Origin of the sequence: Melioribacter sp. (assembly GCF_049325435.1) — a bacterium.
GTDB classification, from domain to species: domain Bacteria; phylum Bacteroidota; class Ignavibacteria; order Ignavibacteriales; family Melioribacteraceae; genus Melioribacter; species Melioribacter roseus.
The window spans coordinates 133,965-150,279 of sequence record NZ_JBMOLD010000018.1; the positions used below are offsets into that span (position 1 = coordinate 133,965).

The following is a 16,315-nucleotide window of genomic DNA, read 5'->3' on the forward strand; positions in this document are numbered from 1 at the left end:
TTTTTATTTTAAAACAGGTCTTCAATCGAAAGATACCGTTCGCCCGTGTCGTAATTGAAAGTAAGGATTCTTGAACCTTCGGGAATATCAGGCAGCTTTTTGTTGATTGCCGCAAGCGAGGCGCCTGAGGAAATACCTGCAAAAAGCCCCTCCTCTTTAGCCGCTCTGCGTGCAAATTCAAAGGCTTCTTCTTTAGTCACCTGAATGGCGCCTTCGATTAAAGAGGTGTCGAAAATTTGAGGAATAAATCCGGCGCCGATGCCTTGAATCGGATGTGGACCGGGTTTACCTCCGGAAATAACGGGGGAATTTTCCGGCTCTACGGCAAATACTTTCAGATTCGGAAATTTTTCTTTCAGAACTTTCGAAACGCCGGTAATATGTCCGCCGGTTCCCACGCCCGTAATCAGATAGTCGAAACCTTCGGGAAAGTCGTTTAATATTTCCTGCGCGGTGGTTTTAACGTGAATTTCGACGTTCGATTGATTTTCGAATTGCTGAGGTATCCATATATTGGGATTCGAAGCCGCTAGTTCTTTTGCTTTTTCGATGGCTCCTTTCATTCCGAGTTCGCGCGGGGTCAGTTCGAATTCCGCGCCGTAGGCAGCCATAATTTTGCGGCGTTCGATCGACATCGATTCCGGCATTACAAGTATAATCCTGTAGCCTTTTACCGCCGCAACCATTGCAAGCCCGATTCCCGTGTTGCCCGAAGTCGGCTCGACTATTATGCTGTCGGATTTAAGGATTCCTTTCTTCTCGGCGTCTTCAATCATTGCAAGAGCAATTCTGTCTTTAATGCTGCCGCCGGGATTCGACCTTTCGAGTTTTACCCACACTTCGTATTTATCGCCGAATAATCGGTTTAATTTGAGATGCGGCGTGTTGCCGATTGTCTGGAGTATATTGAAAGCTTTCATTTTATTTCTTCCTTTCTTTTTAGATTACAAAATCGAGTGTTTCTTCGAATGGTCTGGAAGACCTGATGCGTACTTCGCTTTTGTTATAAACCACAGAATTTGGAGGAATGCTTTTGATTATCCAAGAGTTTCCCCCGATAACGGAATTTCTTCCGATTACTGTGTTGCCGCCTAATATGACCGCCTGGGAATAGATTACCACGTCGTCTTCGATTGTGGGATGGCGTTTTTGCTGGGCGAGATTTTTGTCGACGCTAAGGGCGCCTAAAGTTACGCCTTGATAGAGTTTCACGTTTTTTCCTATAACTGTAGTTTCGCCTATGACTATTCCCGTGCCGTGATCGATAAAAAACGGACATCCGATTTGAGCTCCGGGATGAATGTCGATTCCGGTCACCTGATGAGCGTGTTCGGTAAGAATGCGTGGAATAATCGGAATTTTCAATTCATATATTGCGTGCGCGAGACGATAAATTACAATTGCGCGAAAGCCCGGATATGCGAGAATTACTTCGTCGATACTTTCTGCCGCCGGGTCGCCTTTGTAAATAAATTCGGCGTCTTCCCACAGCATCTCGTTTATTGCCGGCAGCTTCTTTATAAATTCCGCGCTTTTCTCAGCGGCGTTTACAGGAGCCATTCCGTTCAGCAATTTAATCAGTTGTATAAAATCTCTCTTGATCAATTGGAGCTTTGAAAGAATGTCTTCTTCCGTATAATAAATTTTGGAAGAAAAATGAGGAAAGAGAAAATCGATTATACCTTCCAGAAAAGCTATCGACTCGTTTTTGAGGGACGACGTGCACGCGTGCGTTTGCCGTCTCGTTAAAATATTTTTTGCAAAATCTGTAAAATTAGTCCTTTCCCAGGATTCCATTTTTTATGCCCTTTAATAATTTTTATAAATTAATTTTTTGGGGTTAAGTATGTATTAACAACAGCAACAAGCGCAGTTGTTGGAGCGACAGCAGTTAAGCTGAAGTGAGAATGAAGAGTGCGATATGGAAGCAAAAGTTTTCATATAAATTCGAATCACGTTTTTAAAAATGCGTTAATAATCCGAAAAGTTCAAGAACGGGCATAAAAAAAGCGGCAGTTAGCCGCTTTCGTGTGTTGCAAAATAATAAACTTTATTATTTGACAACTTTTACGTCTTGAGCCTGAGGTCCTTTCGGTCCGTCTCCGACGGTAAATTCAACCTGTTGACCTTTTTCGAGAGTTTTGTATCCGTCAACCTGAATCGAAGAGAAGTGAACGAATACATCTCCTCCTTGCGATCGCTCAATAAAACCGTAACCTTTTGTGGCATTAAACCATTTAACGGTTCCGTTTTCACGTTCTGCCATAAAAAAAGACTCCTTAAAAATTTTACTTACTTCTTGATTGTAGGCAGAACGCATCTAAAAAAATTATATAATTTAGAGCATCTGCTCTACGGGCGAAACTTAAGAATAAATTCAATAATTTCAAAAATAATTCAAACGGCGCGAATCATAGCGGCAATTTCCATTGCCTGCTTTTGATTGTATTCGAAAGCAATCTTCTTATAATTGATAAGATCGATAATCGTTCCGATCATACAAATACCGCCTGTCAGTAAATAGAGAATTCCGAGTCCCATCCTGTCGGTAATAAAACGCTGAATACCTGCAATTCCGAGGAAACCTACAAGCGTAAGGAGGAGTATTGTTTGAGGATCGCGCCGGCGGGTTCTGTAAACATTTGCAAATTGCTGCGCTTTTTGGTCGTCGAAATTTTTGATTATACTAGCCACAAAAATCTGCTCTTCGCCCATAATTTCGGGCATCAGTTCGTATACGTTAGCCATATCAACTCCGATTTTTTGAAATTGTTTATTGTTTTATGAATTAGTCCGATTATGCGGGCTGCAATTAATATTAATGCAACTGCGCCCAGAAAGTGAGCCTCGAAAGAATGTACGAAATCAAAATGGTATAGCAGCCCTATCGAGCGTCCCAATCCGCAGCCCGGACAGCTGTCAATACCTATATTCTTAAAAGGACAGAGTGTATAATGCTGCGGAGCATACGGATCGATCGATGCTAGGTAAATTAGTCCGATTAGCCAGAAAACGGCTTCCCACTCAATATTTTTCAATATGAAGATTAATCTAATCAATTATTGTCGCTTTTAACGGTTTAGTCGTATGAGCGGCGGGATAGTTTTAAGAAAACGTGAAATTCTTAATAACCGTTAAAAATAATTTTCCTTTATGAAATTAATGTGATGGATAAAATGACCCGCAATAATGTATGCGCCTGCGGATACATTAAAAGGATATCCTCCGATATCTCCTTTCCTATGCCACATTTCATCGGTCAAAGTTCTTAAAAAAGAAATCGTGGATTTGCGCTGATTTATAAAATCTTCGATTAACAATCGATGACTTATTTCGCGGCAGTCCGAATTGCTGACATAAAATTCCTGGTCGAAGCTTTTTAAATCGGAACCGTCGTTCCTGGCAGCCGAAAGCATTCTGTAGACAAATATCCGCTCGGTGTCGATCAAATGAACGATTATCTCTTTAACGCTCCATTTACCTTCGCTGTATCTGCGGTTGAAATCATAGGCAGTCAAGCCTGCCGCAAAATCATTGAACTCGTCGATTTGATTTTCGAGAACGGAAACAATATCTTCCGAATCAATCAGATCGATATACATCTTGTAATACGGATGATAATCTTTCGGAGAAGGTTTCATTTTTCCTCTTTTGAGATAATTCTTTCCGTATACGAATCATAATCGGGCAGAATTCTTTCGTAGGGTTCGTCCATCAAAGCCGATGAAAAAATAAAATCCGCCGACGATCTGTTGTTTGCAATCGGAATATTCCAGACGACGGCAATTCTCAAAAGAGCTTTGACGTCGGGGTCGTGCGGTTGCGGTTCGAGCGGGTCCCAGAAAAAAATCAGAATGTCGATTTCGTTCTCTGAAATTAAAGCGCCGAGCTGCTGGTCGCCTCCGAGGGGTCCGCTTTTTAACTTTTTCACATTTATACCCGTTTCTTCTTCGAGAAGTCTACCGGTTGTTCCGGTGGCATAAATAGCGCAATCTTTCAGTTTGTCTTTATTGAAAGCAGTCCATTCCAGAAGGTCGCGCTTTTTGTTGTCGTGAGCAACGAGAGCAATCCTCTTTTTGACCGGCATTTGAATTTTGATTTTTTTCTGTTTCATAAGATATATATTAATTTGTTGCAAATCCGCTCAGATAATAGCCTTTGCTTCTGAGATAAGACAAATGTTTTCCAATAAAATCTTTGACGGCTTCAATCCCGATTGCTTTTACGATACCGCTTCGGATAACCTGCTCTTTTTCTACATAAACTTCGCCTTTATAGGGAATTTGAGGATTAAAGTCGATGTCGTGTTCTTTGGTGAAAGGATGAAGATTCAATTGAAAATCGGCTGGCACTGAACGGACGAGTCCTACAAGTTCGAAATTCGGCACTCCGTCCCGGATAGCCAGAACAATTCCGCCGCTTGATCCTTTGTTGAATACTGCGTCGATTAAAAAAATATTTTTTTCCCTTTTGGGATTGCTCACCAATGCTTTGGTAATCATTTTGTAATTCATCGGATAACCGAATACATAGACAAAAGTGCCCCATTCGAGTTCGGACGATGAGCCCCACGGATATTTAAAGGGATTGAGCGCAAAAGCCGCCTTCGGATCGATTTTTTTGCCGAGGAAAGCTATGTCGATGTTTTTATCCATTAAAATTATATCGAGTTCTCCCCCGTCGGGAAGGTCTGGAATATAATTGCTTTGTCGCGATTTAATGGAAATGCTTTCGATATACTCCGAAACGCTGCCGTCCGGATTGATAAAATAAGAATAGACGGTATCGGGAAAAGCCACGATATGCGCTACCGTAAGATAGAGAATATTACCGTCGCCCGCATATATTAAAGTGGCTGTGCCGGATGCGGTTCGGTTGAAATAAACTTTTTCTGTCGCCGCAGATTCGATGTCGATTCGTGAGATGTCCTTTCGGGTCAATCGAGAATTATAGTCGAAAACATAGCCGGTATAAAACGCTATACTGTTTATGAGATTGATGGAATTGCTTATCTCTTCCAATTGTTCCGAAGAGCTTTTATACGGAAACTCGCTATCGTACTTGCCGTCGGAAAGGGTGGGATAAACCGAATCGTAGACGGCGGTGCATGCTGATAATACAAGTAATAAGGCGGATAATAATCGCACAAATCCCCCGCGCGGAAATTTTGATAATAAATGTAACAGAATTTACGCACTGAGGAAAGAATATTTTTTCAGCCTCTCATTTTATCGAGCAAGTCATTGAGGAGTTTTGCCTCGTTCTCGGAAAGATTGGATAGAGCTCGATCGAATTCATCGTTGTATTTATCTATTTCTTTTAAAAGCTCGAGCCCTTTCTCAGTTATAATCACATCGGCGCGTCGCCGGTCGTTAGGGCATCGATTTCTTTCTACCAATCCTTTGACGCGCAAGCGTTCGACCAATCGGGAAACGTCGGATGTTTTATCTAGCATGCGCTCTTTAAGCAGATTTACAGACGCGCTACCGGGATGCTGCCCTCTGAGAATACGCAGAATATTGAACTGGTTCGGCGTTATGCCGAACCGTTCGAAAATAGATTTGTGAATATTTAACAGCCAATTGTTTGTGTAATGAAGATTGACTGTCAGTTTATGAAATTCATTCCTGAATTTTTTTTGTTTAATCTCTTCTTCTAATCTCATTTTGCTTTTATCAATTGTACGTCAATAACAATGTCGACATCCTCGCTCACAACAGCGCCGCCGAGTTCGAGCAATGCATTCCATTTCAGACCGAAATCGAAACGGTTAATTGTTCCCGTTACCTTGAAACCTGCGCGCGTATTTCCCCACGGATCTTTTACCATACCGTTGTATGTGACATCGAGAGTCACTTCTTTTGTATTGTCTCGGATTGTAAGGTCGCCGACCAGTTTATATTTATTGTCCGCAACTTTTTTCAAGGACTTACCGACGAAAGTAATTTTGGGAAATTTGGCGGCATTGAAAAAGTCGTCGGATTTCAAGTGTTCGTCGCGTTTCTCGTTGTCGGTATCGATACTGTTGACGTCGATAGTAAAGTTAATTTTGGCGTTTTCGAAATTATCGCCGTTTGTTTCTACGGCGCCTTCATATTCGTTAAAATATCCGGTAACCTCAGAAATGACCATGTGCTTTACTTTAAAAGCAATTTTGGAGTGGGATTTATCGAAATTCCATTTGGTCTGAGCGTTAATAAGCCCGACTGCCAAAAAAAGTATTAATGATGATAAAAATAACTTACGCATGGCAACTCTCCTTTTTTTATGAAAAAATTAATTAGTATAAGCGTTATAACATATATTGCAATTAAAAAGTTCATTATAAAATCACAGAAAATTTTACTTGCTTCGGATTAGATAGAATCATTATTTTTGTAGGCGTTTTTTGAAAGGGTTATGTTCTTTTTTAGATAATTGATTTGGAAGTTAGGATATCCCGATAGATCGGTATGCCTGTCACGCAGGAGGTCGTCCCGCCAAAGGCGGGAAGTCTCGTCGGCGTCAAAGAGTGATGAAATAAAGTTCTTTTAATAAATGGGGTCGTAGTTCAGTTTGGTTAGAACGCCTGCCTGTCACGCAGGAGGTCGCGAGTTCGAGTCTCGTCGGCCCCGCAAGAAAAACTCGCCAACAAAGCGGGTTTTTTTGTTTTAAATGGTTAGCCGCAATGCAATGGTATACCTACATAATTTATTCATCTTCGACGGATAGATATTATGTTGCCCACACGCATAATTTATCATTGAGACTTGAAAGACATAATTCGGGCAACAGTCGTTCGACAAAACACGGCATACCCTGGGAAATTGTCTACTTTGAAGTTTATCCTATGAAATCCGAAGCGATGAAAAGAGAATACGAAATCAAAAGAAGGAAGAGCAGAAAATACATTGAGGAGCTAATAGGAAATTAGAACACACGCAGGAGGTCGTCCCGCCGGGGCGGGAAGTCTCGTCGGCCCCGCAAGAAAAACTCGCCAACAAAGCGGGTTTTTTTGTTTTAAATGGTTAGCCCCAATGCAATGGTATACCTACATAATTTATTCATCTTCGACGGATAGATATTATGTTGGCCACACGCATAATTTATCATTCAGACTTGAAAGACATAATTCGGGCAACAGTCGTTCGACAAAACACGGTATACCCTGGGAAATTGTCTACTTTGAAGTTTATCCCACCAAATCCGAAGCAATGAAAAGAGAATACGAAATCAAAAGAAAGAAGAGCAGAAAATACATTGAGGAGCTAATAGGAAATTAGAACACACGAAGGAGGTCGTCCCGCCGGGGCGGGAAGTCTCGTCGGCCCCGCAAGAAAAACTCGCCAACAGAGCGAGTTTTTTGTTTTAAAAGGTTAGCCGCAATGCAATGGTATACCTACATAATTTATTCGCATTCCGCAGACAGATATTATGCTGGTCACACTCAGAATTTGTCATTAAGACTCGAAAGACATAATTCGGGCAATAGCCGTTCGACAAAACACGGTATACCCTGGGAAATTGTCTACTTTGAAGTTTACCCCACCAAATCCGAAGCAATGAAAAGAAGATATGGTGTCTAGAACATACTATTTACTCTCTCTATTGATTAAGAATTTCCTCAAAGTCTCTTTAAAATATTTTTTCGCTTGACAAATTTTGATTTTTCCGTTAATATTACGTATGACATAATACAAAAAAGGATAGTATGTTTAATCCTGTTGGGAATAAAGAACTTTTAAGTATGAAAGTTGCCGAGGAAATTGAAGAAGCAATCAATTCGAAAATATTGAATCCCGGCGACCGTCTTCCAACCGAACTGGAACTTTGCGAACAATTTGCAGTTAGCAGGACTGCTGTAAGAGAAGCCTTAAGAACATTGAGTGCCAAAGGATTGATTAGTGTTGAAAAAGGAAGAGGGATATTTGTAAGAAAAATATCTTCGGATAGTGTTTCTAATCCATTAAAAAATTATCTGTTGTACCACAGCGGGTCTTCATATATATTGGATATTGTAGAAGCAAGACTGATAATTGAACCAGAAATAGCTCGATATGCCGCTTTAAATAGGACTAGTGAAGATATCGAGCGGATCAACGAAGCTCTGAACAAACTAAAATCCTTTAGCGGTTCTGCAGCAGAATTAGCAGGTGTTGATATGGAATTCCATGTATCTATCGCAAAGGCTACTAAAAACAAAGTCCTTCCACTTATGTTAAAACCAATATTTAACCTCATGCCGGAAATTAAAAGCAGAATAATTCATGATATTCCCGATGCAATAAATTCAGCCGTTGTTTGGCATCAATATATTTTGGACGCAATTATTGAAGGAAATTCTGATAAAGCGCATGATTTGATGAAAGAACATTTGACTATAGCTAAAAAACACGCAAAAGAAATGATACGCATAGAAAAAATAAAGTAAAAAATTTTTTTTCAACTTAATGTATGACATATTACAACATAGGTAATATTTTCTCTTTATTTAACCGCGACAAATAATCATTTGGAGGTAATTAAATAATGAAAAAATTTTTGCTACTGCTAATTTCAATTACTTTACTTCTGTTCATAACCAGTGAAGTTACTTTTGCCGGGGAAACTGGTAAAATATCAGGGAGAGTAATTGATAAGGAAACGGGGGAACCTTTAATAGGCGCTAATATAATTATTGTCTCAAAAATTGTTGAAGGTAAAGAGGTGCCTCTAGCATATACTTATGGAGCGGCAACGGATATTGATGGTGAATATTACATTATAAATATCCCCCCTGGGTACTATAATGTCAAGGCATCCTACGTGGGATATAATGAACAACTTCAGACAAATGTCGAAGTAAACGTTGACAAAACTACGAGGGTGGATTTCCAGTTATCTCTCAGTACTGTCGCTTATGAAGAAGTATATATAGTCGGATATAAAAAAGATCAGGTGGAGTCGGATCTTACTGCAACAAAGCAAACATATACTATTGAAAAAATTGAAACGCTGCCGGGCGTTACGGATGTTGGCGATATCGTTTCGCTGCAAGCGGATGTATCAGACGGCCATTTTAGAGGGGGAAGGTCGGGAGAGTCTCTCTACCTGGTCGGTGGTTCTTCAATTGTAAATCCTCTGAATAATTCACGTTCTTTTGAACCTATAGCTTTCGCATTCCAGCAAGTTGAAGTTTATACAAGCGGATTTAGCGCTGAATATGGAAACGTACAATCAGGCGTGGTTAACCTGGTTACAAAGGAAGGACCTACTGATAGATGGGAAACTAAATTTGAGGTTGCGACAACTAACTCATATTATAAGACTTGGGGGGGGAGTGTTTATAGTAGGGAGAATAATCCATTCTTCGAGAAGATGTATAATCCGGAAGAGTGGCTGGACGGAAAAGATCCGTCGTCGGGTAAAATTTTATGGACTCACTTTGGAATTAATTTTCCGGAAAATTATTTGCCTCCCGTTCCAGTTACTTGGCCTCCCAGCCCCCCTCTGAGTCGTATGGATTCACTCAGAACCGCAAGCTTGGTAAGAGCTTTATGGTTGCAGGCTTTCAAATTGGTCGGACTTGAATACGATAAACCCGATTACAGAGTTGATTTTACGCTTGGCGGTCCAGTGGCTAATAATACTTCCCTCTTCGTTGCAGGCAGATACGAAGTCATTAATCCTATCCTTCCTACTTCTCAGCCAGACTTGAATATACAAATGCTTTCATCCTTGATGTACAGACCATCATCATCGGATAAATTCAAACTGATATTGAACTATAGCAATCAACGGGCAAATGAATTCCACAGAGATTATTTCGGTTATTTTGACCCAATTTTTAATTTGACAATTAATACTCAGAATACGTTACAAATGGGCGCTGAATGGAACCATGTATTCAGCAACTCAACATTTATGGATGTTAAAATAGGTTGGTTGATGACAGATGATTTAGATGACCTTCATGTTTTGAAAGATAATGAGTATTCAACTATATACAACGACAACAGTAATTGGAGATTTTATACAGACCCCTCAGGTCATACTGTCGGCAGCCTATACACGTCGTCGGGAAAGAGTAAAACTAATACATTGAGCATTAACGCCAGCGTTACAAGCCAGGTCAACAAGAATAATTTGTTAAAAACCGGCGTCCAGTTCTTTTATTACGATATGGATGTCGACCGGCGGTCGAGCGCTACCAACTCGTCCAGTGTACGCTTCGACAAGTATCATGCTTACCCTTATGAAGGCGCGCTCTATATACAGGATAAACTTGAATTTGAAGGTATGATAGCTAACGTCGGGTTAAGATATGATTTCTACAATTTTAACACATTCTCATATCTCGATAAATTTTCACCATATCGAAATCCAAATATTGACCCGACCGATCCGACTTCAAAGTACTATAGCGAAGAATTAGCCGCGAAGGAAAACACGAAATTGGTATCCGTGCTTCAACCGCGCATCGGTATTTCTTTCCCAATTGACGTAAGCACCGTGTTGCATCTCAATTATGGTCTGTTTACCCAGCGACCGGCTTATCAGTATGTCTTTCTGAAAACTCTAAAAATTTCTCCCGAACCCAATTTTACTCGCTTGGGTAATCCTGATTTAAAACCAGAAAAAACCATATCCTATGATATAGGAATTGTTCGGATGCTCCCGTTTGGTTTTTCTATTGACCTGAGCGCCTACCTTAAAGACGTTAGCAACCTTGTTCAGGATGCCGTGTACGTCGATCGAAGCGGAAATTTATATCAGACTTTTAATAACAGAGAATATGCCGATATTAAAGGCTTTCATATTAACATTGAGAAAAACGAAGGCGCTGTTACAGGATTTATACGATACAATTGGCAGTCTGTAAGGGGAAAAAATTCAAGCGCTATCGGTCCCGTTTACAGTGCGGTTTATTATGAAACTAACCCTGAGAATAACACTTTGCCTGCGCCCGAAGACATCTACCTCGATTTTGACCGTACGCACAGAGTGCTCGCAAGCTTGAAATACAGCATTGAAAAGGGCGTCTCTATCTTTGGAGTAAATCCGTTTAACAATGTATCTCTCAGTATGATATACAGATTCCAGACCGGAAGACCTTTTACATATGACGAAACTGGCCAAGGGTTGAGAAATAACAGAAGAACGCCGGACGAGCACGATCTGAGACTCAGAATTGATAAGAAATTTACAGTGGGTAAAGTCGACCTGGGAATTTATTTAGAAGCCTTTAATGTGCTCAATAGTAAAGTATATGATTACAATAATGTTTTCTCGGAAAGTCCGGATAACAGATATAAATCGATTTATGTTAAAGACAGGGAAAATTTAGAGACAGATATGTTATATGCGCCGTATGTAACGAAAATAGAAAGTTTTCTTTACGGTAATACACCAAGACATTTTCGTCTGGGCGTTAATATCAGATTTTAATAAATAAAGGAGTTAATAGTTCCAATGAAATTTCTTAATCAATACAAAATATTTTCAGTAGCAGTTTTTCTGCTGCTTCTGCCTGCATTAGTTCGTGCGCAACTTGTTGATTATAGAATACACCAAAGGGGCATGCTGCATGAGACTGTTTACAACGACGGAGTAATTGGAAGACCTTGGCAATACGGTAGCAGCGGAGAAAAACAAAGTTTGCCAAGTTTCGAGTGGCCCCCGTATTCAAAAACAATTATTAATGGAATTGAATACAGCGGTCAACATAATATTATTGGCGGAGGTATATATATAAGCGCAAATGAAGTCGGCAAGCCGGGATGGGAAAATCGCATTTTCTCTTTTTGCGGCGGTATCGGGACGGGTAGCGGACCCGAATTGCCTGCCGGAAGGTGGAGCTTCCCTATCTCAATTGAAAAAATCGAGAACTATCCACTATTGCCCGACGGCGAATTAAACCCCAATTATAATCCCGACGAAGCCGAAGAGATTATTATAGCAAAATGGGCTACAAATGTCGGAATTACTGTCACAAGAACTTCGCGTGCCTGGTCGTATCCCGATTATAATGATATGATAATTTACGAATATGAATTGGAATACACGGGAGACACCGACGGCAATCCCGCAACAATCGAAAGAACTGCTCCCCTGGTCGATGTTTTATTCCACGTTAATTACGGTTTTTCTCCTTCCATGCTCGGTTACCAACGGAATTACGGCGAATGGAAATACGAACAAGGTATGTATAGACAGGACAATCGAAGCAGTTTCGATCCCGACTACTGGCTGACGTTTATGCAAACAGTTCATACCGGAGCGGCAGACGCAAAAGACGAGTATATGGCGTTTAAGCCGGAACCAGACGAGGAATTATTTAAATATTTCGCAGAAACGGGTGTAAACGGAGGCGGACTGTTAAGTCCTCAGGCGCCTGGATATTGCTGGCTCTACTGGGACACTGATCATTTTGCCGTTGTTGACCCTGTCAATCCGGAAAGAAATGAATCGGAATATGCAAACTATATGCTCAAAGACAGTAAAGGAAGATATTTTGAAACAGATGAAAACGGGTATATACTACAACCGTGGAATATGAAAACAGAAAGCGGAAATACACGTATCGAGAAAATGGAAGACAGAGCTACAACTATGGACGAAAGATGGTGGACAGTATATGGCGAACTTGGAGCGCCGGAAGGATTTCCTTCCGACGAAGGGCGATTTGTTCTGCCTAAGGGAAGACAATGGCTTGGAAGAGCTCGTTATGAATGGGATGAAAGCTACAACGGAGTTCAGATTATTAATGGGTTCGGACCATACAAGATGAAATTGGGAGATAAACTTGAATTTGCCTATGCGGAAGTGGTCGGCTATGGAGGTACGGAAGGCAAAATTATTTGCGGCGGACAAACGAGCACTCAATTTTTCCCCATCAGATCTATGGACAGAAAAGTTGTTGTAAACGGGAAAGTTTACACAGAGCATTATTTACAGGATTATGGATATCCGGATTATATCGACTCGGATATTATAAGCGTTAATCAAGTTGCTCATAAAGCTTGGGAAGCGTATTTGGGGCAGCAAATTCCATACGACCCTGATAGAAAAGGACCGGCGGGCGGCATGCTGTTTCCCGAAGACAATCCCAAACCGTCGCTAAATTCAGCTAAGTACAAAATCCCGATTCCAGTACCTGCTCCGGTGATTAAAGTAGAAAACACACCTCAAGCGACTGTCAAAATTACCTGGAAAAGGTCTGTGGAAAACTTCTCGGCGCCCCGTATGACAGGCAAGTTGAGCAAGTTCTATGTATGGAGAAGCAATGCCGGTATGGGTCCGTGGAAATTATTAGGGGAAGTCCAGTTAGGCAATGTAAATGAAGAAGGATTGTATGAATTTATCGATAACGACGAAACATACAAGTTGGGCGAAACAAAATACTATAGCGTAACTTCGGTTGACGATAAAGGCAATCAAAGCGGCAGAACAAATATAACCCCGCATGTTAAAAATGTACGCAGCGTCGATAAAATGGATAAGGTATATGCAGTTCCTAACCCGTTTATTGTAAAGTCGGGTTTCGAAGGACACGGACAGGATAATGCTATCGGGTTTTACGGACTCCCTGAAAAATGCACCATTAGAATTTATTCCTATGCCGGACAATTGGTAGAAACAATAGAGCACGATTCCCCGGTTTATTCTACAGCCTGGTTCCAGGTAACCAGAAATAATCAAGATATAGCTTCGGGTATCTATTTTTATGTCATTACTACTCCATCAGGCGAAACAGCAACTGGTAAATTAGTTATTGTAAAATAATTAGAAAAAATTAAGGTATTAGTCATGAGAATAGTCTTAATTAATTTGCTGATGATTATTATAATCCCGCTGTCAACTATTTACAGTCAGAGCATCGGCATTGACAAAGTGGGAACAACCTCGTTTCAATTCTTAAAGGTCATACCGGAAGCGAGAATTACCGGAATGGGGGATGCCGGCGTAAGTATAGCTGATAATTCGGATGCGGTATTCTGGAACCCTGCGAATCTGATATATATAAATGGCTTTAGCAGTTCGTTTTCTGTGGTTGACTGGTTCCTGGATGTTAAACAATTTTCTTTTTCGGCTGCATATAACTTGAACGATTTTGGCACCATCGGATTCCATGCCATGGTAAACGACATCGGAACTATTGAAGTGACAAGAGTAAGTAGCTTGTATCGCGATGAACAGGGCAATTTCAATCCGGGTATCACTGGAGAAACTATCAGACCAAATTCCCAGGTTTACGGGCTGTCGTTTGCAAAAAGTCTGACCGATAAATTTTCTTTCGGTCTGACAGCAAAATATGCTTACGAAAATCTCGTTGTAAAAAGCACGGGCGCTTTGATGTTTGACGGCGGAGTTTTGTACAATACGGGTTTTAAGTCAATAATAGTTGCCGCGTCTCTGAGAAATTTTGGTCCTGAAGTAAAATATTATGATAAATCGTATCCCCTCCCGCAAACTTTTGCAATTGGAATATCTACATACATGGTATCGGACAGTCAGCCGTTTTTAGCAAGCTCTTCGGATCACGCTTTTTTAGTTGCTGCTAATTTATCTCAGCCAAGAGATTACAGCCAGCAATATCAAGTGGGGTTTGAATATTCTTTCAGAAAAATATTCTTTCTGCGGGGAGGCTACAAATTTAATTATGACGAAGAAGGCATATCCGTTGGACTGGGACTGAATTATAGCGGCTATAAAATAGATTATTCATTTAACGACTACGGCGATTTCCTGGGAGATGTTCATCGGTTTACTATTAGCTTCAGTACAAATTAAAGGCTTATTCAAAAAGGAGTTTAAAAATGTCAAAATTATTTGTAAGAAAATTATTGATGCTAATCTTCTTAATGTTTTTGCTGCCGACATTGTTTGCTCAGCATAGAGGGGATAATATCTACTTCCAGGGATTGAATGATATTACAAATTTGAGCAGCGTTAAATTAATAGCGCTGGGAGGAACGGGCGTAGGCGGCACAAGCGACATCAACTCGTTATATACGAACCCTGCAGGTTTGTCTGGCTCCAGTAAATTTCAGATATATATTGGAATTGGCAACTTCGAAAGCAAGTGGTGGGAAAACCAGGATTACCGTCCGAATCGTCAGTTTGTAACCTTGCCATTCTATCTCGACGGAATGTACGTGCCAAATCCGGAAAACAATGGGGAATGGGATAATAAAGCTTTCTTTAATGATTCGTCCTACATCGTTTCTGAACCCAAAATCGGTCCTGATCCGTATAGCCAGGACGCTGCGGACTGGGTTGAAAGTAAAGACGAATGGGCGTTAAAGAACATTGCCGTTGCAGTTCCATTTAATTTTGCATCGTACAATTTTGTATTCGCAGCCTCCTATAACAGGAATAATGTTTGGGATTACGACAGAAACCAAACCTACTTGGATCCGCATATCGGATATACTGGATACGGGTATCTGCCTGAAAGAGTTACGTCCGCCGACGATAGCATTAGAATTAATTGGTACGACTATCAAAGAAAACGATTCGGAGAAGTTACTCAGTATAGATTCGCATTATCTTCAAGAATCAACGACTGGATTAAGGTTGGTCTTAGCGCAACCGTTTTATCAGGTGAAACCGATGATTTTTTGTCGTTGAACAAAGTAGGTTATTTCGATTTGATGGGAGGCGCAAACAAATTTAAGTTTTCTTACGATACATTAAATAACGTTAATTCGGGCGTTTCGGAATTTAATTCTTTTAATGTTACTCTCGGCGTTATTTTCACGTTTCGTAAACTCGATGTGGGTTTGAAATTCGACATACCTTCCTCGATTACGAGAAAATATTCATATGAGAACGAAATTTATAATGCGGACATAAACAACAAAACAAAAACCCGAGTAGAAGGCGAAGACGAAATTGATATCCCGTTGAACTTTGCAGTGGGTATTTCCTATCGTCCTGTAGAGCAGTTCAGACTGGCTATAGATTACGAGTTGAATCCTTATTCCGAATCTAAATTTGCGCTTGCAGCGCAGGATACCGCATTTAGTGGCATCCCGGATTCGTATTCGCTAAGATTTGGAATAGAGTATCAACTACTTGACTTCGTTGAATTGTTAGCCGGTTACAACACTTATTCGGAGCTATTTATTCCGGATGGAGCGCCGGATAAAAAATACGGACCCAACTCGAACGCTTATTCCTTTGGTCTGGGCGTCTCTATTCCTTATGGCAAAATTAATATTACTTACGCTTACAGTATTCTGAAATATTACGATTCCTACTTCAGCAATACAAATTATCAGGTAAGAAGAAATCAACAAATATTATTGGGGTACACTTTAGTATTCTAATATTTATTAATCAATAAAAAGGA

General features: G+C 40.5%; 18 protein-coding genes and 1 tRNA gene. 9 read left to right on the forward strand and 10 right to left on the reverse strand.

Annotated elements, in window-relative coordinates; translation table 11 throughout:
* Nucleotides 1-8: 8 nt before the first annotated feature.
* From cysK to ACOYVE_RS13745, 10 genes are all read right to left on the reverse strand, one after another.
* A complete protein-coding gene (cysK, locus tag ACOYVE_RS13700) occupies nucleotides 9-920 on the reverse strand; it encodes a cysteine synthase A (RefSeq protein ID WP_014856014.1) in 912 nt (303 codons plus the stop codon).
* A gap of 19 nt (nucleotides 921-939) precedes the next feature.
* Entirely contained in the window at nucleotides 940-1,797 is an 858-nt protein-coding gene (gene epsC, locus ACOYVE_RS13705; protein WP_014856015.1) for a serine O-acetyltransferase EpsC, read from the reverse strand.
* Between the two features lie 256 nt (nucleotides 1,798-2,053).
* A complete protein-coding gene (locus ACOYVE_RS13710) occupies nucleotides 2,054-2,266 on the reverse strand; it encodes a cold-shock protein (RefSeq protein ID WP_014856016.1) in 213 nt (70 codons plus the stop codon).
* Nucleotides 2,267-2,397: 131 nt separating this feature from the next.
* Entirely contained in the window at nucleotides 2,398-2,748 is a 351-nt protein-coding gene (locus ACOYVE_RS13715) for a TM2 domain-containing protein (RefSeq protein WP_014856017.1), read from the reverse strand.
* Entirely contained in the window at nucleotides 2,727-3,059 is a 333-nt protein-coding gene (locus ACOYVE_RS13720; protein WP_014856018.1) for a DUF2752 domain-containing protein, read from the reverse strand. The genes ACOYVE_RS13715 and ACOYVE_RS13720 overlap by 22 nt, the downstream gene beginning before the upstream one ends.
* A 75-nt stretch (nucleotides 3,060-3,134) precedes the next feature.
* Nucleotides 3,135-3,641 (reverse strand): DinB family protein, encoded by a 507-nt coding sequence (locus ACOYVE_RS13725; RefSeq protein ID WP_014856019.1) that lies wholly within the window; start codon nucleotides 3,639-3,641, stop codon nucleotides 3,135-3,137.
* Nucleotides 3,638-4,114: a methylglyoxal synthase gene (locus ACOYVE_RS13730; protein ID WP_014856020.1), complete on the reverse strand. Its 477-nt coding sequence runs from the start codon at nucleotides 4,112-4,114 to the stop codon at nucleotides 3,638-3,640. The genes ACOYVE_RS13725 and ACOYVE_RS13730 overlap by 4 nt, the downstream gene beginning before the upstream one ends.
* A gap of 10 nt (nucleotides 4,115-4,124) precedes the next feature.
* Nucleotides 4,125-5,147 (reverse strand): S1 family peptidase, encoded by a 1,023-nt coding sequence (locus ACOYVE_RS13735; RefSeq protein ID WP_422882423.1) that lies wholly within the window; start codon nucleotides 5,145-5,147, stop codon nucleotides 4,125-4,127.
* 68 nt (nucleotides 5,148-5,215) lie between these two features.
* On the reverse strand, nucleotides 5,216-5,665 hold the full coding sequence (locus ACOYVE_RS13740) for a MarR family winged helix-turn-helix transcriptional regulator (RefSeq protein WP_014856023.1): 450 nt from the start codon (nucleotides 5,663-5,665) through the stop codon (nucleotides 5,216-5,218).
* Entirely contained in the window at nucleotides 5,662-6,249 is a 588-nt protein-coding gene (locus tag ACOYVE_RS13745) for a YceI family protein (RefSeq protein WP_014856024.1), read from the reverse strand. The genes ACOYVE_RS13740 and ACOYVE_RS13745 overlap by 4 nt, the downstream gene beginning before the upstream one ends.
* A 290-nt stretch (nucleotides 6,250-6,539) precedes the next feature.
* On the opposite strand from ACOYVE_RS13745, the gene ACOYVE_RS13750 reads away from it, so the two are divergent.
* The 9 genes from ACOYVE_RS13750 to ACOYVE_RS13790 all read left to right on the forward strand — a co-directional run bounded on the left by ACOYVE_RS13750 (nucleotide 6,540) and on the right by ACOYVE_RS13790 (nucleotide 16,292).
* Nucleotides 6,540-6,614: transfer RNA gene (locus tag ACOYVE_RS13750), tRNA-Asp, on the forward strand.
* 53 nt (nucleotides 6,615-6,667) lie between these two features.
* Nucleotides 6,668-6,913, forward strand: a complete 246-nt coding sequence (locus tag ACOYVE_RS13755) for a GIY-YIG nuclease family protein (RefSeq protein ID WP_041355964.1) — start codon at nucleotides 6,668-6,670, stop codon at nucleotides 6,911-6,913.
* A gap of 103 nt (nucleotides 6,914-7,016) precedes the next feature.
* Complete coding sequence (locus ACOYVE_RS13760) at nucleotides 7,017-7,262, forward strand: GIY-YIG nuclease family protein (RefSeq protein ID WP_422882426.1); 246 nt, start codon at nucleotides 7,017-7,019, stop codon at nucleotides 7,260-7,262.
* 102 nt (nucleotides 7,263-7,364) lie between these two features.
* The gene (locus tag ACOYVE_RS13765; protein ID WP_014856026.1) at nucleotides 7,365-7,565 is read left to right on the forward strand and encodes a GIY-YIG nuclease family protein; all 201 of its coding nucleotides are present in this window, start codon (nucleotides 7,365-7,367) and stop codon (nucleotides 7,563-7,565) included.
* A gap of 125 nt (nucleotides 7,566-7,690) precedes the next feature.
* On the forward strand, nucleotides 7,691-8,410 hold the full coding sequence (locus ACOYVE_RS13770) for a FadR/GntR family transcriptional regulator (RefSeq protein WP_014856027.1): 720 nt from the start codon (nucleotides 7,691-7,693) through the stop codon (nucleotides 8,408-8,410).
* Between the two features lie 98 nt (nucleotides 8,411-8,508).
* Nucleotides 8,509-11,406 (forward strand): TonB-dependent receptor, encoded by a 2,898-nt coding sequence (locus ACOYVE_RS13775; protein ID WP_014856028.1) that lies wholly within the window; start codon nucleotides 8,509-8,511, stop codon nucleotides 11,404-11,406.
* Between the two features lie 24 nt (nucleotides 11,407-11,430).
* Nucleotides 11,431-13,743, forward strand: a complete 2,313-nt coding sequence (locus ACOYVE_RS13780; protein WP_014856029.1) for a T9SS type A sorting domain-containing protein — start codon at nucleotides 11,431-11,433, stop codon at nucleotides 13,741-13,743.
* A gap of 24 nt (nucleotides 13,744-13,767) precedes the next feature.
* On the forward strand, nucleotides 13,768-14,751 hold the full coding sequence (locus ACOYVE_RS13785) for a PorV/PorQ family protein (RefSeq protein WP_014856030.1): 984 nt from the start codon (nucleotides 13,768-13,770) through the stop codon (nucleotides 14,749-14,751).
* Between the two features lie 26 nt (nucleotides 14,752-14,777).
* Nucleotides 14,778-16,292: a hypothetical protein gene (locus ACOYVE_RS13790; protein ID WP_014856031.1), complete on the forward strand. Its 1,515-nt coding sequence runs from the start codon at nucleotides 14,778-14,780 to the stop codon at nucleotides 16,290-16,292.
* Nucleotides 16,293-16,315: the final 23 nt, after the last annotated feature.